We start from the raw sequence: 20,282 nt of genomic DNA on the forward strand, positions 1-20,282 counted from the left end.
GGGAGCTCCCGTCACACCATCCCCTAATAATAGGTTCCGATGCGCTGCTCAGAGGCTTGGTTCAATAAAGAATTTTTACTCCTTTTCAGCTAAATGGAGCTCTCTGTAAAAAATTCATTTTATTTACTCTTCTCTTCACTGCATTTGATTTTTTCCATATTATCACAATTATTTTTAACTGTAAATAAAAAATAATCAGATATTTAATAACGTGTCTCTATTAATTCATTTATTTATTGTTTTTTCTGAAAATTACGGTGCGTGAAATTACTTACAGCTCTAAAGAAAGAGCCATTTGCATCTAGCTCCTTCCAAATACCTGAATTAATTCGTATTCGCCTCTGTTAACGGTTGTAACGGCGGTTCTAATTCTAGTTCTAGTGTATCTCCTTCATGTAAATCTTGTCCTTTTTCAATACTTTGGCTCGTTACATAACCTGTACCAGAAGTTTTCAAATCTAATTTCAAAAGCTTAGAGAAATACATAACATCACGCATGGACCAACCTTTTACATTTAGCATTTGTGCGTTATTCCCTAATAAAAATATACGATCACCTTCACTCATGACCTCGCCAGACTGTGGATATTGTTTTATTATTTTTCCTTCTCCTAAAATTATTGGCTGTAGCTTCTCTTTTTCTACACTTTTCTCTGCTGTACCCATCGATTGATTTACATAATTTTGTACTTTTAATTGAGATTGTTTCGCTGCATCAGCTATTTGTTTTTCGGTATACGGTTTCACCTTTAAATATTCAAGGCTGTTTTTTATAACAGGTTTAAATATTTCAGCAAGAGGCTGAGCTCCATACTCATCTCCTTTTAACTTTGGCTGCTTAATAGCTAAGTATACGATTAACTCCGGATCATCAATTGGAGCCATTCCTAAAAAGGAGAAAATGTAATTCTCTTTCCCTTCCATATATCGGCCGTTTTCAGGATTCGGGATTTGTGCTGTTCCTGTCTTACCTCCAATTGAATAACCATCCACTTTATACATTGTACCAGTTCCTTTTGAAGATGTTATAACACGCTCCATTAAGCTTCTAACCTTGTCCGCTGTTTCTTTTTTTATCGGATTCCCAATTTCTTTCGGTTGATTTTCCATAATAACTTCTTTATTTGTTGGATTTACAACTTTATCAACGATATATGGTTGCATCATTTTCCCGTCATTTGCTATAGCAGTAGCCGCTTGGATTAATTGAATCGGAGTTACTGTAGAACCTTGACCGAAAGAAGTTGTAACCTGTTGAATTTGCGTATTTAATAATAAAGTATTTTTACTTTCTCCAGGTAAATCTATTCCTGTTTTTTGATTGAATCCAAATTTATTCATATATTGCTTAAATTTATTTGGTTTCAGTAACTGATCTTCTAAAATAGAAAAAGCTACGTTTGATGATCTTTCAAAACCTTCATCAAATGTAATTGATCCCCATCCAAATCCACCATTATGATCTTTTATATCAGAGGAACCAACGGAATATTTTCCAGATTGAAAATATTCTTTTCCGTTATATACACCTTCATTAATGGCAGCTGCTAACGTAAAAACTTTCATAGTTGAACCTGGTTCATATGCATTTGCAATCGGATCATTTAAAAAGTATTCGATATCACCTACATTAGGATTGTAACTAGGTTTACTAGCCATCGCTAAAACCTTTCCTGTTTTTGGATCAGCAATAATGCCAATTAACATAGAAGGATCATAATGCTCTTGTGCTTTGTTCATCGCTTCTTCTAAAAAGCTATTAATTTGTTTATCAAGCGTTAAATACACATTATTCCCATTTTTAGCAGGTTCTACTTTACCTATATCATTTGTAAGCGGAATCCCCCTTCGTGTACCCACATATTCTATATTCCCGTTTGTCGAGCGCAAATATTTATCCAAACTCTTTTCAAGCCCAAACTTCCCTTCCGTATTCCCTTTATCATCTGGTCTAGCAAAACCCAGTATATAGGATGCAAAGTCTTCATTCGGATACACTCTTGCTTTTTCCGACATAAAAGATACACCTGGTATTTTTAAATCATTAATTTTTTCCTTCTTTTCCCTAGATAAGTTCCGACCAATTTTCCCAATTTCAACTTGCGTACGCCCTTCATGAAAGTTTTTTAATACTTCTTCTTTATCAATTTCAAGCGCATCGGCTAATTGTTGTGCGGTTTCATCTTTATTTTTCACTTTATCTTTTCCTTTTAAATTAACAACAACTCGATATGTTGTAGAATCTTGTACTAACACCTTTCCGGTTTGGTCATAGATAGTACCACGATTCGCTTCTAAAATACCTTTTTTATTATGTTGTTCATCCGCTAGATCCTTTACATTTACATTATGCACGACTCCTACTGCCTGAATATAGACTATACGCAAAATCATAATAAGAAACAAAACAATAAAAGCAATCATCATATATCGAGCGCCTTTATTCGTTTGAAGTTTTTGCATACTTATCTCCTCTCTTTTGGAATGGATTCGTACGAAGATGCGTTTTATAATTTGTAGTTTTTGTTTACGATACTATATGTTTCGAAGTTTTCTTTTTAATTCCTTTAAAACAATACGAAACTAACTATTGTTATTTTTTGTTTTTGTTTTATTTCATTAAAATACGGTGCGTGAAATTTCTGAATATTAACTTCACCAAAACTTGATTGCATAGCACTCTAAACTCTTTTCTTATTTACTATAAAAAGTTCCCCTCTGGATTTCCAAAGGGGAACTTTTTATAAGAAAATTATGCGATATGGTTATATTTTGCTAAGAAAGGAATTCGTCTCGCTACTAATGCATACATTTTGAATACGAATTTCGCTATTGGTTCAAACATACGTGTACTTTGCATTACTAAACCGCTCGTAACAAGTGTTATGAAAGCTGCACCAAGTATATCTAAAGGATAATGAACACCTACATACATACGTGATATACCGACTAACACTGCCCATAATAGCGCGATATATTTCAGTTTTTCTCCTCTAAGAATAAATACGAAGGCGATTGAAAATACAAGTACAGAATGATCACTAACAAATGATGAATCTGCTGCATGTGGTACTAATTGATGTACATCATGTGATACGAACGGACGCGGATGGTAATATACCGCATGTATAAGAACATTTACTACTAATGCAATAATAACCGAAAGCGTCGTATATAAAACTGTATATTGTTTTCTAATTGCATTCTCTTTCTTTCCATTATTAAACCATAAGATAAGCATAAATAAAATGGCTACGTATGCAGCGCTATTTGTAATTGCAACCATTATCGTATCTAATAGTTTGGATGAATCAGCAAAATTATTAAACCACTGAAATACTGTGTAATTCATAATACTCTCTCCCTACTTACAAGTGTTCTTGATTTACACAGTATACAATACCATTATGAAAATGGGCTTAAACTTTTCTCATCTAATTCTCATTTTACTATTACTCATGTGACAATTATAAAACAAATTTTATACGCTATTTATGTATAAAGTTCGTAAACCTTTATAATAAGGCGATTCGTATTTTTTTCATGTTTGGAATACATAACATGTTCATTTAAATATACTAATTGCAAAATCATATTTTTTAATTCATTTGAAGTACAATATTTCCAAATTGTTCTCCATGTTCCATACGGCTTAGTGCTCGAATTGCTTCTTCTAACGAGTAAACTTTATCAATAATTGGTTTAATTTGATGTTTTTCTATAAACTTTATCATCTCATTAAATTCCTCACGGCTACCCATGGATGTTCCCATAATATCAATTTGATTGTAAAATAGCGCGCGTAATGGTAATTCAATTTTATCTCCTGAGCTTGCACCAAAATTCACGATTCTTCCGTTTGGTTTTAATACATCAAAATATTTCAAAAAAGTTGCTGGACCTATACTATCTATTATTAAATCTACTTTTTCACCTTGTAAGCTCTCTTCCCAATTTCCGGCACTATGAAAAGAAATATCTGCACCATATTTTGCAGCAAGTTCCATTTTATTCTCTACCCTTGAAGTAACACTCACTTTTGCGCCAATTGCTTTCGCGAATAACATGGCAAATGTAGCAACACCACCGCCTATTCCCGGAATTAAAACGTGTTCGCCGCGCTTCAATCTACCTTTAGTAAAAAGCGCTCTATATGCAGTTAATGCGGATAAAGATAAAACACCTGATTCTTCCCAAGTAAGATATGACGGCTTTTCTACAACATTTTCAACTGGTACAATTACATATTCAGCAAACGTTCCATCTTTCGGCCCACCTAGCACTTCCGGTAACTCCGGTACTTCAGTAGCATGTTCCCATCCAATACTAGGATTAATAATAACTTCTGTATGTAATATGTTATCAGAAACACCGTTTCCAATTTCCGTAACAATACCTGCACCATCTGATCCTAAGATTAAAGGTAATTGCATTTCTTTTCTATTATTCATAATAAATAAATCCCGATGATTTAAGCCTGCTGATTTTAATTTCACTTTAACTTCCCCATCATTAAGTGCTCTCTCAGGTGATATTTTATATTCTACACCGTCAAACCCAGTTTTATATTGATGTACGATAGCTTTCATTATTATTCCCCCTTAATAATTTTAATGTACTAGAAATTTCGAAATAAACAAAATGATTTGATCGTAAAAAAAGAAGGAATGCAAGAAGCACCCCTTCTTTGAAGGCTTATTTTATTATACATGGTAATGTAATCGTAACGATTGTTCCTTCATTTTCTTTACTCTCTATTTTAATAGCTCCGTTATATTTTTCTACAAGTCGTTTTGCAATAGACAAACCTAGTCCGTTTCCACCTTGTTTTCGACTTCTCGCTTTGTCAACTCGGTAAAACCGATTAAGAACAAATGGTAAATCGGATTCAGGTATTCCCGCTCCATGATCTATTACACGAATTGTAACTTTCCCTGATTGTAAACTGGATTCTATGCAAATATATTTATTAACCTCTTTTGTATGCTTAACTGCATTATCCATTATGATAATAATAATTTGTTCTAAGTAAGATGATGGCATTGACACATAAGCCTCGTCATCCCCGAATTTCATATCAAATTGAAAATCACTTTGGAGTACTACAAAGTTTTGTGTAACATGTTTTAATACGCTATTTACATGAACTGGCTCAGCTGCTATTGGATGCAATTGTTCAGATTCAGCTCTTGATAGTTCTAGCAATTCTGAAACTAATTTATTTAAACGATCTACTTCCTTTAAACTAGATTGAAGAGATTTATCTAATACTGCTGGATCATTTTTCCCCCATCGGTTTAACATCGCTAAGTGACCATGAATAATTGTTAACGGTGTTCTTAGTTCATGAGATGCGTCTTCGACAAACTGTTTCTGTTGTGTAAAAGAAGTTTCTACTTCATCCATCATCTCGTTAAAGAGAAATGATAATTTTGCAAGCTCATCATTATTTTCTCGTACTGGAACCCTTTCATTTAGTCCATTCTTTTTAATACGTTTCATCGTATCTGTTATATTTTGAACACTTGATAATAGTTTCTTCGTTATAAGAATCCCACCTAAAAAACTAAATATCAATCCAAATATTCCAGCAATAAGCATTACCACTAAAATAACTTTTAATAAATAATCAAATGTCTCTAGGTTTTTCGCAAGTTCAATAGTGCCAGTAAACTCTTTCGTTTTAATTGGTATGCGCTTAACTAATATTCGATCTTCTAAATGCCTTTTTATAAATGACTCATCTTTTATAACCTGTTTCGGCTTTATCCACGTTTCATTAAAATCTCGTGAAACAGTAATAATCGGCCCCCCATCCATGTCAATAATACGAATCATTTGATGCTTATCAATCATATTGTTTAGAAAATCTTTACTGTTTTCAAATGTTTTACTCGAAAGGGTATCATTTTTATCTTGGAAATATGCCGCTATTTCCGTCACTTGCCTATTTATTTGTTTCTGTTCATAATCTATAGTCCACTTATTGATTACAATAAACTGCAAAGCACTATATAAGATGAACAAAATAAATACTAGTGTAGTGGACCAAAGTGTTAGTTTCCACTTTATAGGTAGATTTCGAATTCGAAACATAATATTTTTTATCATTTCATTATATATCCCGCACCACGGACTGTTTGGATATACTCCTCCTTATCTACACTATGTAACTTGTTTCGCAAATAACGAACATATACATCAACGATATTTGTCTCAACAATTGCATCATATCCCCATACTTGGTCCAGTAAAACATCACGAGTAAGTACGCGATTAATATTTTTCATAAACATAAGCAATAACTCGAATTCTTTATTTGTAAGTTCAATTTCTTCATTTCCTTTAGTTATAGTTCGAGATTCAATCTGAAGCTGCAAATCTTTGAATGTAAGAAATGAAACCTGCTTGTTTTCAATATGTTCTTCTCTTCTAAATATCACTCTCATACGTGCTAACAGTTCTTCAATTGCAAATGGTTTCGGAAGATAATCATCCGCTCCACTATCTAAACCTGTCACACGGTCCATAATACTATCACGAGCAGTCAGCATAATAATAGGTGTATTTTTAGTCGCTCTTAGTCGACGACATACCTCTAGTCCATTTAATCCAGGCAGCATTAAATCAAGCAAAATGAGATCGTAATTCTTTTCAAGTGCTGCGCTTAACCCTTTTCTTCCATCTAGTTGTATATCTACTTTATACCCTTCATATTTTAGTTCTAATTCTAGAAAATCTGCTAAACTTTCCTCATCCTCAATAATTAAAATGTGTTGCAACGGTAGTTCCTCCTAGACAATTAAATGAATAAATAATCCTATTCCAAATATAATTACAATGATTTGATGCACTTTTCTATACATCATAAATTTTTCTTTCTTATTTATTTTCTGTAAATAAAACCCAACAACCCCTAGTGCGATTAAGGCTAATAGAGAAAATATGCCACTGTATATGAGTAAAATATGAGGACTCCCTTTTATAAAAAAGTAAACACCATGAGTAATTGCAACAGCTATTATAGCGTATCCAATTAATACATGAAACTTTTTTGCAAATAGATACACTTCTTTAACTTTTTTAAATCCTTGTATATTTTTCTTCTTTAAAAACACCCATATATGGCGTAAAAACCATAATGAAGCAGCGATAATAGCCCCATATTCACCAAAAGAGCCTAATTTTTTATTTAACCATTTTACATTCAAAACATTGCCGTATATAACATTAATAAATAGCATCAATACACTACAAACAATAATAGTAATGCCCATAATTTTAACACACACACGAAAATATTTATTTCTTAATATCTTCTCCATTTTATTTAATCTCCTTACTCACAAAAGCTTTGTAACAAGCAGTCTATCAAATAAAAAAGAAAAGAACATGAGAGAAAGATTAAAATAAAATGAGAATTTCAATATCACTGACAATTATTATTGATTTTTTTCAGCTAACTTTATTATGTTTTGAATAAACGGTGCTTTTGCCTTTGTATATGAAACACGATCAAAAGCATATGTAATAGCAAGCATCTCTTTTAATTCTCTATATTCTTTACGTGCCCATTCATGGCTTATTAGAAAGTCACGAAATAAAATATTGTTCCTCCATTCGTCACTATTATAAATATAAACATGCAAATGATGAGTACCTGCTCTCCATTTTCCCTTTCTAAAAAAACGCCAATTGGTTGCATCTTTTGGAACATACTCATATCCAATTTCCGATAGAACTTCAATCCACTTTTCAGTTATTTGCAATTCTGTTACGCCAATCATCATATCAATAAGAGGTTTAGCTCCTAATCCTTCTACTGCTGTGCTCCCTATATGTTCAACAGCGATTATTTCTTGTCCTAACAAGGAACAGAATTTCTCTTTTTCTTTTATATACTCTTCAACCCAGTCTTTTTGATACGGTTTAATAACAATTTGTTGATCCATTGTATCCACCTCTTTATAAGTATTTATCATTATATTTATAAAATTTCATATTATTAGCATAGGATTTCCATAAAATATGTCGAATAGTGGAATGTACAACTTAATTATATTAAATGTGAGGTAAGCTATGAAAGATAATTCCGTCGAAATTCAGTTAAATAGTGTAACATTCCAATTAAAAGAATATCATAATTTTGATTGGCTTATTAAATTAGGTACCGTATTTGCAGTTTTTGACCAGCAAGACTCAGGTAATATAAGTTTTGGTGTAGAAAAAGATGGTCACAAGAAATTTATCAAATACGCAGGAGCACAAACAATTGCATATGAAGGAACAACGGGTGATGCTATTAAAAGGCTAAAAAATTCAGTTACTATTTATGAAGATTTAAAGCATGAATCGCTCATAAAATTAATTGATCATTTTCCAGTTCAATCTGGATATGTATTAATTTTCGATTGGTTTGATGGTGAATGTCTTCATTCGCATTGGCGCTTCCCACCTCCTGAGAAATATGAAAATCCAAACTCTCCATTTTATAAATTTAGACATTTATCTACTATAGAACGAGTTCATTCCTTACATTCCATTTTTTCTTTCCATACTTATGTAGAAAAGAAAAATTATGTAGCGATAGATTTTTATGACGGTAGTATTTTATATAATTTTAATACAAACGAAACAAAAATTTGTGATATAGATTTATACAGTAAGAAACCTTACATAAATAAAATGGGCCGGCTATGGGGTTCCTCCCGTTTTATGTCACCAGAGGAATTTGAACTAAACGCAATAATTGATGAAAGAACAAATGTATTTAATATGGGAGCAATGGCTTTCTCACTTTTAGGCGATGAAAAAGATCGTTCTTTTATAAAATGGGAAGCAAGTAAGGAATTATATGCGGTAGCGTATCGTGCTGTAAATGACAATCGAGCAGAACGGTATGCATCAGTTACAGAATTCTACGAAGCGTGGTTAAAAGCGTCTAATGCAGAAAAGATATAACCCTAAATTATTAAAAGAAATATAGAGTTTATACTATTATCATGTATATCAAGAATGATTTTATGAGCATTTCATATTAGTGTGTTCTAATTGATTATGGCTATTATTAAGGAAGACATATCAGCGATAATTTATGTCTATTTTGTATGAGTGTTAGCAAGTTCGTTTGCAAACTTGCTAACACTTTTTTGTTTAAATATTTCACAACCAAAAGGTGCATACATATGATGATCAACATATAAACCGACTTTCTTAGCACCTAATTTACATAATTCATCGATAAAAGCCTGTGTACCTGCTCGCATATCATCCATTGTTTTCACTTCTACATCAGCCACCCAAACTGTTGCACTCTTGTCACCACAGTTCCAGAAATCACGGGCTTCTACGCGTGCATCATTTTCAGAAACGACAGAATGCATAGTTACCAAAAGAAATCACATGCTGCTTCATAGCTTGTACATAATCTTTATACGATACCTCTGCACCACTTGTATGTAAAACTGATATATCATTAATTAATAGATGATAATGCATTACACCTTTTATTTCTACATCTTTTTCAAGCTCTTTTATGCTACCCGTAACACGTATAACGTGTTTTGTAGTTTCCATACTTCCATCACTTTTCTAATTAACGACCTGTCCACATATCTTGCACAATTCCATTTTTAAATAATTCATATGGGAAATAACAATATCCTTTATCTCCCCAGTCTTCTCCCCAACTGTTGCGAATAATAACCGTTTGCTTATCATCGTCATATCCAACAGCACAAACAGCATGTCCCGCTGGTTGACCATCTTCAACAATTACATCATCTGTTCCTGATACTGGAACTATACCAGTCTTTTTCACTTCTTCTGACATAAAAGATTTTGGTACAGCAAATCCAAGTACAGCAACTAATCCATGAGCAAGTGCAGCCTTTAATCCCGATAAATCTTGAATACGATGGTAGGTTCCAATTTTATAAAGTGCAGCATCTGATTCAGCCTTTGGTGATGGCTTATCTCTAAAATTCTCGGTATAAGGAAAATCCTCTTCAGGGCATACCCCAATATTTTTAAGAACCCCCATACCATCACGAACATTCGCTCCACTATCTTCCTGAATATGTCCTTCTATTTCTCGTTCATGATAATATAAAAACAAACGAGATAAGCAAGTAAATGGACGACCTGATTGTAATAATAGATATTCTCGTAACCCTGAAACAATTGCATTTGCCGTACAAGAACCTATATTCCATTGATTTACTATACCTGACATTTTAGGACGAAGATCGACTTGCGTTGGCAAATCCGCCTCATTACTAAACAAGTAACTCCGAAACATTTTGTCTCTTAAATCAACAGGGTCTTTTCTTACATTAAGGTACTTTACAATATCTTTGTTACTGGTAAAACTGAAATTTGATTCATTTGAACTCATTGTAAAAATCCATCCTTTCTTAATATCTAGATAATTCATTTCTTCTCTATACTTAACTTAAAAATTAAAAATATACCTATTTAATTTTTATTTCATTTGCATTCAATACATCCGCATGTTTAATTATTTATCTTTTTACTTATCAATTTCTATTTTCAATTTATCTCACAACTACTTGAACTCTATATCTTTTTTTCTTTCTTGTTTGATTCAATTGCTTTTTCCACTCACGTAATTAGTCTTGTAGTGCCCTCATATTTTCCTATCTCCCCCTTCCAAAATAAAAAGGACACCAATTCATTAAAACAACTTGAATTGCTGCTTTAATGAATTGGTGTCCTCTAGTTTTCTAGCCGGACTATATTTATTTCATTATACTTGTCTGTATAAAAAGATTCCTCCAAGCTTTATCTATTCTGTCTTTCTCATATTTTTGTATAACCTTTGTCCGACGAGCAATTGCTTTTTTTAGTTTCTTTTTCTTTAAATTATCCAATCCTCTCACTCCTTCTTATAAAACAGTTTTTTCCATTTTAGGCGTTTTTATTAATTTAATACCTTCTTACATTCAAAAAGCGGCTCAAATGTGAATTGTACCTATATAATTTCAAAAGGATTATTTTATTAGATTTTCAATCAAACTTCATTTCAAAATTCTCAGTTTCAGATGAACCACTAGACGCATACACCATATACTAATTTAAATGCTTCCTAGGAAAGAAGGTGAAAGCTATGCCATCTATTGTCGGAAATATGGTTGTGCAAAATAGTAACGGTTCTTTCAACTTAGGTGATTTTTATAACGTTTCTCCAAAAGAAAATACAAAAGCTTATAATGGTTCAGGTTCATCTAACGTTGCTTTTGTTCTCAATACATTTAACGGTGTTAGTGCAACAAACACATTTGATTCTGATGTTGCAGACCAAAACCAAGTTGGAACAGTCTAAATTTATTCATTTCCCTCTAACTCCTGAATAAAACCCAATATTCCGTTAATAATGTATATACAGTTTCTGATTTCCCTTCATACCCGAAGGCTGAGTAGCTAGTTTTTACTAGCTGCTCTTTTTATGTTTCACACGAATAAAATTCTATATTTCACCGATACTATATAGGACTGTAAAAAGTCAGCTTTAAATTCTTCCCACTCTAGCTCTCTTGGTCGAGGGTTGAGCAGTTAGCTCTTGCTAGCTGCTCTTTTATTTGGTTACTGCTTCTGTTTCTTAAAGAGATTCTTTAACTATATTTCACTAATAAGGACAAATTCTTTAATCCGTCTCGAATAAAATAAATAATTTGGCATATAATATCTATGCATCTAGATTATTACCTCTGTATGGAGCAGTTAGGCTGGGCTAACCGCTCTTTTATTGAATAAATTTCCAAAAAGTGTTAACAATATAAGTACACCAAGGTTGAATACGAATGACCATTTCGTTCTTCTTATTCACCAGGATAGTTAGCTTTTGCTAGCTGTCTTTTTTTAGTTTATCCGAATAAAATTTTTAATTATGTCCGATACTATAAATGGGCTGATACAGCTTGAATTCACATTGACATCTGTAATGTTCTTTTTCCTTTCTCTGAGGACTGAGCGGTTAACCTTCGTTAACTGCTCTTTTGTATTGAGTTGATAATAAATTTTAGGTCGTATTTCTCTTCTATACCATATACTTTTTAAGTATCCAACTCAAAGTGTTACCTCCTATCTGAAAGGGCACTGATGCATGGTGCTCTTTTTTTAGTTTCTTTATTTCTACAAAATGAAATTTTTATAACATTTTTCAGTTCAAATATCCTTTCCATCAATGTACGAACAATATTACTTCTTCTTTAAGCATCTTTATGAACAAAATTTATAACCTTTACTCCACTTGGATTTATATTAAAAGTAATAGTTTCTATGCCATTCGGAGGGTTATGAGCTCCTATATAAGTTTTATATTGAACTGTAACAATAAAATTAAAGTTTTCTTCTGGGAAACGTTCAATTTTTATAATTTTTGTGTCCGTCAAACTATACTGATGATCTGGTCCAAGCTTCCTTCTGATAACTTGACTTGCATATGGTGCTAATAAAGTATTATAAGAATCATAAAACTCTTGATTATCAATATTAAACGCTTTGGTATCTAACGGATTTAAAAATAAAACTACCATAGTAATTCCCAAAAACAAACTAACCACTTTTCTTTTCAACATATACTCATCCTTAATTCATTTAGATATCCGTTAAGCTCCCCAGCATAAGAGATGACTATTCTTCATCCTTATCTAACTTCTTTTTATTCAAATAACGTTTTTGTTAAAATTTTACTTAAACCTTATTCATTCATGGTATAATCTGGATTATTTATTTTTCCAAGAAAGGCTAAAGTAATGAGAAAATAATTCGGTTTCATTTCAAATTTGTTAACTATTATCGTATTTTTTACCTTTTATAGTGATAGTAATTTAATTTATTTAATATTTGTATCACTGGTTTTAATTATTTTCGCTCCAAAAGGTACATCAAAAAAAGTCGTTATAACTAGTATAATAATTTCGTGTATTTTTTACCCTCTCATATTCGGCCTGCTTTTTATAATTGGTTGAGGATTAGCAGAATCAAAACTAAACTAATCCCTTTTTCTCAAATAACGATTTTGTTAAGTTATACCCCATCCATTTTTCACACGTCTTTCCGCTAAACACATTTGTCTAGAAAACCCTATATTATTAAAAATGGTTATCGACTCTCAACTTGAAATTTTTCACTTTTGATAATGCAACCACCTACAACGGAAATATACCTTTTTCAAAGGAGGCATCTAATGTATATATCAAATAGGATTGGCTTATTTAGTTGGATTGCAACTTGCCTATACTTTTTAATTGAACCTTTCTTTATTTTCACTTCTACAGCATCTTATAACTATTTGCATCATGCAATGAGTGATCTAGGTGTAACAACCTGTGGAGAATTCACCTACGAAATAGCTCCTTATGAAATATGCTCCCCTAATCACTTTTGGATGAATTTACTCTTTATTCTTAATGGAATAACATTTTGTATTGGAGTACTATATATTTCACAACATCTAGAAAAAACAAAAATTAATAAAATAGCAACATTTTTTATAATTATAATAGGAGTTTCCACTATAGTCTCAGGATTAATTCCTGCAGATGTAAACCTAATTGGACATTCTATTCTAGTTTGGATAGGTATGCTTACTGTATTTCCAGGACTATTTATTTTTGCAAAGAATCTTAAAAAAACTAGAAAATGGACATATTTCTGCTTACTAAACTTAATAGTAATAACAATCATTATCTCACTTGTTTTTCTTTTCCCCTTACCTGCAGGTCTACTACAAAGACTTTTTTACTTGGTTCTTTTCGTTTGGGGAACTGTATCAACCTACAAATTAATAAAATAAAGATTTCATTAAAACTTTTCACCTTTTAACTGGACAAGCATATAGTATTGTATGGAGATATCCACTCATAGAAATCTACCTTTCTTGTCCAAGAGCATGCTTATATGCGAGCTCTTTTTGATTGCATTTAAAGATTTCACATTCATTAGAAATGTACATACAATAATCATGATCATCTCATTATTAATCTTTTAGTATCCTTCTCGATACACATCTTGGTCATGGAGCATCTTAAAAAGCGCTCTTTATATTTGTTAATAAATAACCATTTTGTTCAAACATACACACGGTATATATTAGTTAAGCATATATTTACATAGACAAGACATAACTTTTTTAAACATGCACAATTTTTGTGCATGTTTTTTTATTTAACAAAATAACTATTTTATTATGTTTCCTAACTTACAGTAATGTCCTTAAAAAACATTCATATATATTTATCAGATGCACTTTTAAATTCCAGAGTATCAAATACTTTTAAAAGTTAACTGACCAACAATATTCAACTTCTCTTTAAAAATAACTTAGATACAAAAAAGCTACGTTTTATATAGGATAAAAAATTATCTTACGCAAAGGAGCTTGATTATTTGTGAATTACCAAAATGATAATAACCCTAACATTCACAAACCTTGCACTTGTCCATCCCCCACGGCTAACAGTTTAAATGTTGTTCAAACTACCCCATCAATAGTCTCTGTAAATTCTGCGATTCCACTAGATACCGTGGTAAATTCTAATGGTACGGCAATCTCATTCACACCACCAACAACTGTTTTACTTGAAGGTGGAAGAACCTATTTGGCAATCTATGAAGTGCAAGTTATCATTCAACCAGGAGGTAATTCGGCAGGTATCACTATGTATTTGAATAATAATCCAATCATTGGCTCTGGTACTTCTCTGGGATATACTGCAGGATTCACTTCTGTATCAGCACCCGCTATTTTCACTACACCTTTAGGTATAACAAGTACTCTTACTGTTAATGTAGGACCATATTCTAATACATTAAATACATTGGGCTTAACTCTTGCTGTTGTAGCATTAACATAATAAAATGTAAAACTCTCTAAAATGATTTTATTTATCCCTTAACTGTCTATTGGGCTAGCCTCTAAGAACTCCACATAACTACATATAGAAAAAGAACATTATTTGGTTCCATAGTACTAGGTGACTCGGCTAGCACAATTGCTGAGTCACCTATTTATCTATAATAAAATAAAGTTTTTGTTTAATTTATTACTTGTTCTTTTTAATGCATTATTCTATTACAATCCATTTTCATGTTATAATTACCAACAGTACATATTTTAATAGGCACAACAAATTCCTATTATTTCTAAATGGATTAACAAATAAAAATACGTGTAGAAGAATCCAGAGTTTTACTGAATTTTTTTATGGATCTTTCAAAATCTTTTAAATCTTCCTTCATTCCTTCTTTTTAATAAACTTCAAATTTTATTACAATAACGCTTTTTTAAAATACAATCGCTTGCCTATAAACTTTGTAACCTTCATTTTCTTTCCTATGATTACAACATCCTCCTAACAACCAAGTATTGATTATATATCCCATATGAACACCTCTATTTTATTGGCATATACTTTGAAGGAAAAAACATTTCACATTAAACATATACCTACAAACTCAGTTGCTAATAATTTACCAAAAATTACTTAATATTCAATTTTTAAAAGGAGGTATTTATGAGATATAATCGAAAATCAAATTCCAAAAATCCGTGTGATAAATTTCAGCAACCCTGCTTTATTTCTATATCCGCTTGTGATCAAAGTAATTGCTGTACACCTGTTTTTTTCTCGAATTCTCAACAACAAGAATTATTACAAATAATAAATCAATTAAATCAAGCCATCCTTTCTTTTTTCACAACACCAAATCCAACAACTATACAAATACTCCAATCAGCATTACAGGCATTAAATGATTTATTAATAACAGTACAACCAAATACACCAAATAGAAATTTAGTTATAAGAACTATAAATCAATTAATTAATTCCTTACCTACCGCATCCCTCACTCAAATCTCAGCATTATTCCAATTTCTATTCCAAAGCTTGTCTTCACTTATAAGTTGTTCAAATATATCAGACCCCTTATTACAGCAAACATTCAACTTAATTCTACAAGGAATCTTAAATAGTTCGCTATTAAGCAACACCGGAACACCGGGGCCGACTGGAGCCACTGGACCTAGAGGATTTCCTGGACCTAGAGGCGCTCAGGGTTCTCAAGGTGTGCAAGGAATTCAGGGGCCGGAAGGACCAGAAGGACCGGAAGGACCTCAAGGTGTACCAGGGATTCAGGGACCAGAAGGGCCTCAAGGGCCTCAAGGACCTCAAGGTGTAGAAGGAATTCAGGGGCCGGAAGGACCAGAAGGACCTCAAGGACCTCAAGGCGTACAAGGAATTCAAGGACCACCAGGACCACCGGGGCCGACTGGTTCAGGGACCGGAATGGGAATTCCTGGACCACCGGGACCTACTGGGCCTCAGGGTATCCAAGGGATTCAAGGACCGGAAGGACCGGAAGGGCCCACTGGCCCTCAGGGTGTACAAGGAATTCAAGGGCCGGAAGGACCATCAGGAGCCACTGGACTTCAGGGTGTGCCAGGAATTCAAGGGCCGGAAGGACCACCAGGAGCCACTGGACCTCAAGGGGTGCAAGGAATCCAAGGGCCGGAAGGACCACCGGGACCTACTGGAGATTGTGATTGTCCACCAGGACCTACTGGACCGACCGGACCTACTGGGCCAACCGGACCTGCATGTAATTTCCTAGTATATGCTACAAATGCAGGACTCATAGATGACCCTACAAATGATACAGTATCTGTAATTAACACCGGAACAAATATAGTAGTTGATACAATTACTGTAGGTAATGCACCACTTGAAGTAACCGTTTCACCAAATGGAGCTCGTGCCTATGTTACTAATATTTTTTCTAATACCGTTTCCGTTATTGATACTGCTACGAATACTGTTATCGCTACCATTCCTGTTGGAACTAATCCAATAGGTGTAGCTGTTTCTCCAAATAACACAACTGTTTATGTTGGAAATCATGGTAATAATACGGTTTCTGTCATTAATGCGGCAACAAACACAGTTATTAATACTATTCCTGTTGGCATCGCTCCACAAGGGATTACTGTTTCCCCAAATGGTGCCTTTGCATATGTTGCAAACGAATTAAGCAACACAATTTCTGTCATTAATACTGCTACCAACACAGTTATTGCTACCATCCCTGTTGGTATTCGTCCTAGAATAATCGTGTTTACACTAGATGGTACTCGTGCGTATGTCACGAATCAAAACAGCAATACGGTTTCTGTTATTAACACCGCTACCAATGCAGTTATTAATACAATTAACGTAGGTACCGAACCTGTTGGCATAGATATTACACCGGGTGGAAACCTTATTTACGTTGTAAATAAAGTTAGCAATAATGTATCGGTAATAAATGTGGCGACAAATACTGTGATTGATACAATTTCTGTTGGTTTATCCCCTGATCAAGTAACCATCATACCTGATGGCACTCGAGCATATGTTACAAATCAAGCTAGTAATACTGTTTCCGTTATTGATATTGCTACGAATACTGTTATCACTAATGTCCCAGTAGGTGTCGCTCCAACCGGAATAGCTACTGGAACTATTTGTGAATAAAATAAAGAAGTGAAAGCCACAGATAGTTTTTATTAAAATTGATAGTATGTGATATTCTTTCTTTAACTACGTTCAAACAACCAGGATAAACCTTTATATTCTGTTAATATTCTTTTCTGTTTTGTCTTACAGAACCTGCAGATCAGCTAGCTGTTGTTAGCTGATCTCTTTCTATAAAACTCAAATCACATACCAATTAATTTACTAACATTGAATTTTTTAGAATTTAATAATAATATTTACCTATAAAACCATTACCCTTATACAAAGAGCTATGAGCCTTTCCACTCATGACTCTTTTTTTACGATTTTCACTTCACATCTACGCGATTTTGACTAGCTTCTCGACTAAATCCGTCTGGGTATCTTTCTAAAAATAATCATTTTATCTTTTCAGTAAACTTAGTATCTACACGATCAACCTTACCGTTTATCTAAACCGCGACTTGCTCAACAAATCCGCTCATTGGTGGATTGACTACTGTTACATTTTCGTCCTAAACTATTAAAAGTTTGTTGCTACTAACATCAATTTCTACTTTTTTCATATGTCCATCTACCTTTTACTACCACATGTACTCAACAACATCAGTTTTAAAAGCCACTTCCCAAATAAACTCTTACTGGAATTACTACACGACCTAGCTCGTCCACTTTTCTTGAAACACCTGTTTTTTCATACCTTACTTTCCTTTAGTATTTTTATATTTATTTAGAATCTCATGCAAACGTTTCTTATTACCAATCAGTTCTGCTTATCAAGATTTAGATTTAATTAATTGTAATAAATCAGGTGGGGGGTTATGCAGAAATGCTTTCAGGGAAAAGTTTTATAAGGAAATAAAAAATGCAGCAGTGAAAAAATTAAAACTCGTAATTTAAGACATCCACACGCAACTATACTATTGAAACAAGGAGTTAATCCTAAAATTATCAGTGAGAGATTAGGTCATACAGACATTTCATTAACTCTTAGGATTTATTCTCATGTTTTACCGAACATGCAGGAAGAAGGAGTAAAAAATTTTGGTAAAAATATCTTTGGATAGCTAACGTTTGTAGAATGTTTGCATTTTATAACAAAAAGCCAAACTAATCTTGTATTAACAAGGTTTATTCACCTTAACATATGTTATTATGTATAATACATATGTTAAGTAAATTCAGAATAACGAGGCAAATATTATGGACTTTGTTTATATTAATCAAAACGTATTAAATAATCTTCTATACATTTTATGTAGTATATTTGTTTTTTATTTCATATATGATAGCCGGCACTATTTAAAGAAATATAAAATACTACTGATTACCCTTTGTTCTAGTATCCCGCTTATTTTATGTATGCGATACCCTATCTATATGGATGAAAGTTGTATTCATGATTTAAGACAAATTCCGGTCATAATAGGTACGCTTTATGGTGGATTCCCTGTCGGTATCATATTGTTTACAATTTTATTAATTACGAGATTTTTATTTTATGGCTTTAACATGCTGACAGTTGTTGTTTACGGAATAATGTTCATCGTTACAGCACTCGCATCTTCAAAATTTAATACATATAATAGAAAACTTAAAGTAGCTTTTTCCATGTTTTTAACCTTTTTCCTAGCAATATTTACAACTTTAATTGTATTAACCTTATCAGATTTTGAAGTGAATAATTTGTATATTATTTATTTCATGGTATTACCGACTACTTTAATGTTATTTATTGTTTATATAAATGAAGTTATTAAAGATGCTGTATTAATGCGCTCAAAATTAATTAAAATGGAAAAAATGGAGATTGTTAGCCAACTCGCTGCAAGTATATCGCACGAAGTAAGGAATCCCTTAACGGTTGTAAAAGGATTTACACAGCTTTTAAAAACACAAAATTTAACTCCTGAATCAAGAGACGAATATATTAAACATATACTTGAAGAGTTAAATCGTGCCCAAGAAATTATCGATGATTACTTAACGTTTGCCAAACCTGCTCCAGAAAAACTAGATCAAATTTCAGTAAAACAAGAGTTAAATCGAGTTATTAATATGATATTGCCATTGTGTAATATGAATACGATACATATTACACAGGATTTTTCTGAGGCAACCATTGTTGGTAATAAACAGCACTTTCAACAATGTTTTTTAAACTTAATCAAAAACAGTATTGAAGCAATGCCTAATGGTGGTACCTTAAATATTTCCTCATCTATCAATAATAGTAAAGTTGAAATACGAATTGAAGATAGCGGCGTTGGAATGTCACAGGAGCAAATACATCGATTCGGTGAACCGTATTTTAGTACAAAAACAAAAGGAACCGGTTTAGGTACAATGGTTGCTGTTAAGATTATTGAGACGATGCATGGAAGTTTAAAAATCAGAAGTATCGTTAGTAAAGGAACGACTTTAACGATTACGTTCCCCAAATATAGTAAGAATACGCATTAAAACAAATAAAAAAGGAGCATAGTCGCTCCTTTTTTATTTGTTTCGATACATAAGTATCTTCAATGTTTTTTTAGTTTACATTTGTGAAGACTAATTAAAAATTAGTATCCTCCGCCCCAGCAGCTGCATCCTACAATTATTAATAGAATGAATAACACAACTAATAAAGCGAAACCTCCACCAAAACCACAAGAACCACCGTAACTCATATTTTCTCCTCCTTTTGGTTTGAAAACTAATAGGTAGTTGATCATTTTAACTGGTTCGTATTATACATTATGTGTATATCCCTTTTTTGAG

The 20,282-nt window shown here is 32.7% G+C and carries 17 protein-coding genes, 3 pseudogenes and 1 other annotated feature (1 of these 21 cut by a window edge); of the genes and pseudogenes, 7 read left to right on the forward strand and 13 right to left on the reverse strand.

Going from position 1 to position 20,282, the window contains the following annotated elements:
* Positions 1–148 (reverse strand) — a binding site (T-box leader); it reaches 111 nt to the left of the window's first position.
* Positions 149–324: 176 nt separating this feature from the next.
* The 7 genes from HFD78_RS12390 to HFD78_RS12420 form a co-directional block, all read right to left on the reverse strand.
* On the reverse strand, positions 325–2,463 hold the full coding sequence (locus HFD78_RS12390; protein ID WP_001170957.1) for a penicillin-binding protein: 2,139 nt from the start codon (positions 2,461–2,463) through the stop codon (positions 325–327).
* A gap of 289 nt (positions 2,464–2,752) precedes the next feature.
* A complete protein-coding gene (locus tag HFD78_RS12395; RefSeq protein ID WP_001110118.1) occupies positions 2,753–3,352 on the reverse strand; it encodes an undecaprenyl-diphosphatase in 600 nt (199 codons plus the stop codon).
* A 247-nt stretch (positions 3,353–3,599) separates the two neighbouring features.
* Positions 3,600–4,589 carry a zinc-binding dehydrogenase gene (locus HFD78_RS12400; RefSeq protein ID WP_000644550.1) on the reverse strand — a complete coding sequence of 330 codons (990 nt, stop codon included), beginning with the start codon at positions 4,587–4,589 and terminating at the stop codon, positions 3,600–3,602.
* Positions 4,590–4,695: 106 nt separating this feature from the next.
* Positions 4,696–6,111, reverse strand: a complete 1,416-nt coding sequence (locus tag HFD78_RS12405) for a HAMP domain-containing sensor histidine kinase (RefSeq protein WP_000594472.1) — start codon at positions 6,109–6,111, stop codon at positions 4,696–4,698.
* Positions 6,108–6,782, reverse strand: a complete 675-nt coding sequence (locus tag HFD78_RS12410) for a response regulator transcription factor (protein ID WP_001163828.1) — start codon at positions 6,780–6,782, stop codon at positions 6,108–6,110. The genes HFD78_RS12405 and HFD78_RS12410 overlap by 4 nt, the downstream gene beginning before the upstream one ends.
* 12 nt (positions 6,783–6,794) lie before the next feature.
* Positions 6,795–7,325, reverse strand: coding sequence for a hypothetical protein (locus tag HFD78_RS12415; protein ID WP_000411455.1), 531 nt, complete (start codon positions 7,323–7,325; stop codon positions 6,795–6,797).
* A 117-nt stretch (positions 7,326–7,442) separates the two neighbouring features.
* Positions 7,443–7,952 carry a GrpB family protein gene (locus tag HFD78_RS12420; RefSeq protein ID WP_000372690.1) on the reverse strand — a complete coding sequence of 170 codons (510 nt, stop codon included), beginning with the start codon at positions 7,950–7,952 and terminating at the stop codon, positions 7,443–7,445.
* 127 nt (positions 7,953–8,079) lie between these two features.
* Here HFD78_RS12420 and HFD78_RS12425 point away from each other — a divergent pair, with 127 nt between their 5' ends.
* Positions 8,080–8,961 carry a protein kinase family protein gene (locus HFD78_RS12425; RefSeq protein WP_000654548.1) on the forward strand — a complete coding sequence of 294 codons (882 nt, stop codon included), beginning with the start codon at positions 8,080–8,082 and terminating at the stop codon, positions 8,959–8,961.
* Positions 8,962–9,167: 206 nt separating this feature from the next.
* Here HFD78_RS12425 and HFD78_RS29440 read toward each other — a convergent pair.
* From HFD78_RS29440 to HFD78_RS12445, 3 genes and pseudogenes are all read right to left on the reverse strand, one after another.
* Positions 9,168–9,435 (reverse strand): annotated as a pseudogene (locus HFD78_RS29440) (glycoside hydrolase family 25 domain-containing protein); the annotation flags it as partial.
* 160 nt (positions 9,436–9,595) lie between these two features.
* Positions 9,596–10,396 carry a C1 family peptidase gene (locus HFD78_RS12440; protein ID WP_000097509.1) on the reverse strand — a complete coding sequence of 267 codons (801 nt, stop codon included), beginning with the start codon at positions 10,394–10,396 and terminating at the stop codon, positions 9,596–9,598.
* Between the two features lie 364 nt (positions 10,397–10,760).
* A complete protein-coding gene (locus HFD78_RS12445; protein WP_000369348.1) occupies positions 10,761–10,892 on the reverse strand; it encodes a DUF3983 domain-containing protein in 132 nt (43 codons plus the stop codon).
* Positions 10,893–11,128: 236 nt separating this feature from the next.
* On the opposite strand from HFD78_RS12445, the gene HFD78_RS12450 reads away from it, so the two are divergent.
* A complete protein-coding gene (locus HFD78_RS12450; protein WP_001139345.1) occupies positions 11,129–11,344 on the forward strand; it encodes a spore germination protein in 216 nt (71 codons plus the stop codon).
* Positions 11,345–12,230: 886 nt separating this feature from the next.
* On the opposite strand, the gene HFD78_RS12455 is transcribed toward HFD78_RS12450, so the two are convergent.
* Positions 12,231–12,599 (reverse strand): DUF3888 domain-containing protein, encoded by a 369-nt coding sequence (locus tag HFD78_RS12455; RefSeq protein WP_000919725.1) that lies wholly within the window; start codon positions 12,597–12,599, stop codon positions 12,231–12,233.
* A gap of 611 nt (positions 12,600–13,210) precedes the next feature.
* On the opposite strand from HFD78_RS12455, the gene HFD78_RS12460 reads away from it, so the two are divergent.
* The 3 genes from HFD78_RS12460 (at position 13,211) to HFD78_RS12470 (ending at position 17,537) form a co-directional block, all read left to right on the forward strand.
* A complete protein-coding gene (locus HFD78_RS12460; RefSeq protein WP_000275962.1) occupies positions 13,211–13,819 on the forward strand; it encodes a DUF998 domain-containing protein in 609 nt (202 codons plus the stop codon).
* 595 nt (positions 13,820–14,414) lie between these two features.
* Positions 14,415–14,879 carry a hypothetical protein gene (locus HFD78_RS12465; RefSeq protein ID WP_001109240.1) on the forward strand — a complete coding sequence of 155 codons (465 nt, stop codon included), beginning with the start codon at positions 14,415–14,417 and terminating at the stop codon, positions 14,877–14,879.
* A gap of 660 nt (positions 14,880–15,539) precedes the next feature.
* Positions 15,540–17,537, forward strand: a complete 1,998-nt coding sequence (locus HFD78_RS12470) for a YVTN family beta-propeller repeat protein (protein WP_097813669.1) — start codon at positions 15,540–15,542, stop codon at positions 17,535–17,537.
* Positions 17,538–17,971: 434 nt separating this feature from the next.
* Here HFD78_RS12470 and HFD78_RS12475 read toward each other — a convergent pair.
* Positions 17,972–18,085 (reverse strand): annotated as a pseudogene (locus HFD78_RS12475) (DUF3954 domain-containing protein).
* Between the two features lie 324 nt (positions 18,086–18,409).
* On the opposite strand from HFD78_RS12475, the pseudogene HFD78_RS30075 reads away from it, so the two are divergent.
* Together HFD78_RS30075 and HFD78_RS12485 are read left to right on the forward strand one after the other, a co-directional pair.
* Positions 18,410–18,586 (forward strand): annotated as a pseudogene (locus HFD78_RS30075) (tyrosine-type recombinase/integrase); the annotation flags it as partial.
* Between the two features lie 136 nt (positions 18,587–18,722).
* Positions 18,723–19,982, forward strand: coding sequence for a LytS/YhcK type 5TM receptor domain-containing protein (locus tag HFD78_RS12485; RefSeq protein ID WP_048567660.1), 1,260 nt, complete (start codon positions 18,723–18,725; stop codon positions 19,980–19,982).
* A 101-nt stretch (positions 19,983–20,083) separates the two neighbouring features.
* On the opposite strand, the gene HFD78_RS12490 is transcribed toward HFD78_RS12485, so the two are convergent.
* Complete coding sequence (locus HFD78_RS12490) at positions 20,084–20,191, reverse strand: YjcZ family sporulation protein (RefSeq protein ID WP_000120182.1); 108 nt, start codon at positions 20,189–20,191, stop codon at positions 20,084–20,086.
* Positions 20,192–20,282 lie beyond the last annotated feature (91 nt).

This window comes from Bacillus sp. EKM501B (genome assembly GCF_011800505.1).
In the GTDB taxonomy this organism is placed as follows: domain Bacteria; phylum Bacillota; class Bacilli; order Bacillales; family Bacillaceae_G; genus Bacillus_A; species Bacillus_A cereus.

What these genes read in the sequence shown, in the direction of transcription:
- HFD78_RS12390 (WP_001170957.1), bottom strand. Translation starts at nt 2,463, where the DNA reads ATGCAAAAACTTCAAACGAATAAAGGCGCTCGATATATGATGATTGCT.
- HFD78_RS12460 (WP_000275962.1), top strand. Translation starts at nt 13,211, where the DNA reads ATGTATATATCAAATAGGATTGGCTTATTTAGTTGGATTGCAACTTGC.
- HFD78_RS12405 (WP_000594472.1), bottom strand. Translation starts at nt 6,111, where the DNA reads ATGATAAAAAATATTATGTTTCGAATTCGAAATCTACCTATAAAGTGG.
- HFD78_RS12420 (WP_000372690.1), bottom strand. Translation starts at nt 7,952, where the DNA reads ATGGATCAACAAATTGTTATTAAACCGTATCAAAAAGACTGGGTTGAA.
- HFD78_RS12415 (WP_000411455.1), bottom strand. Translation starts at nt 7,325, where the DNA reads ATGGAGAAGATATTAAGAAATAAATATTTTCGTGTGTGTGTTAAAATT.
- HFD78_RS12440 (WP_000097509.1), bottom strand. Translation starts at nt 10,396, where the DNA reads ATGAGTTCAAATGAATCAAATTTCAGTTTTACCAGTAACAAAGATATT.
- HFD78_RS12425 (WP_000654548.1), top strand. Translation starts at nt 8,080, where the DNA reads ATGAAAGATAATTCCGTCGAAATTCAGTTAAATAGTGTAACATTCCAA.
- HFD78_RS12455 (WP_000919725.1), bottom strand. Translation starts at nt 12,599, where the DNA reads ATGTTGAAAAGAAAAGTGGTTAGTTTGTTTTTGGGAATTACTATGGTA.
- HFD78_RS12485 (WP_048567660.1), top strand. Translation starts at nt 18,723, where the DNA reads ATGGACTTTGTTTATATTAATCAAAACGTATTAAATAATCTTCTATAC.
- HFD78_RS12400 (WP_000644550.1), bottom strand. Translation starts at nt 4,589, where the DNA reads ATGAAAGCTATCGTACATCAATATAAAACTGGGTTTGACGGTGTAGAA.
- HFD78_RS12395 (WP_001110118.1), bottom strand. Translation starts at nt 3,352, where the DNA reads ATGAATTACACAGTATTTCAGTGGTTTAATAATTTTGCTGATTCATCC.
- HFD78_RS12490 (WP_000120182.1), bottom strand. Translation starts at nt 20,191, where the DNA reads ATGAGTTACGGTGGTTCTTGTGGTTTTGGTGGAGGTTTCGCTTTATTA.
- HFD78_RS12470 (WP_097813669.1), top strand. Translation starts at nt 15,540, where the DNA reads ATGAGATATAATCGAAAATCAAATTCCAAAAATCCGTGTGATAAATTT.
- HFD78_RS12450 (WP_001139345.1), top strand. Translation starts at nt 11,129, where the DNA reads ATGCCATCTATTGTCGGAAATATGGTTGTGCAAAATAGTAACGGTTCT.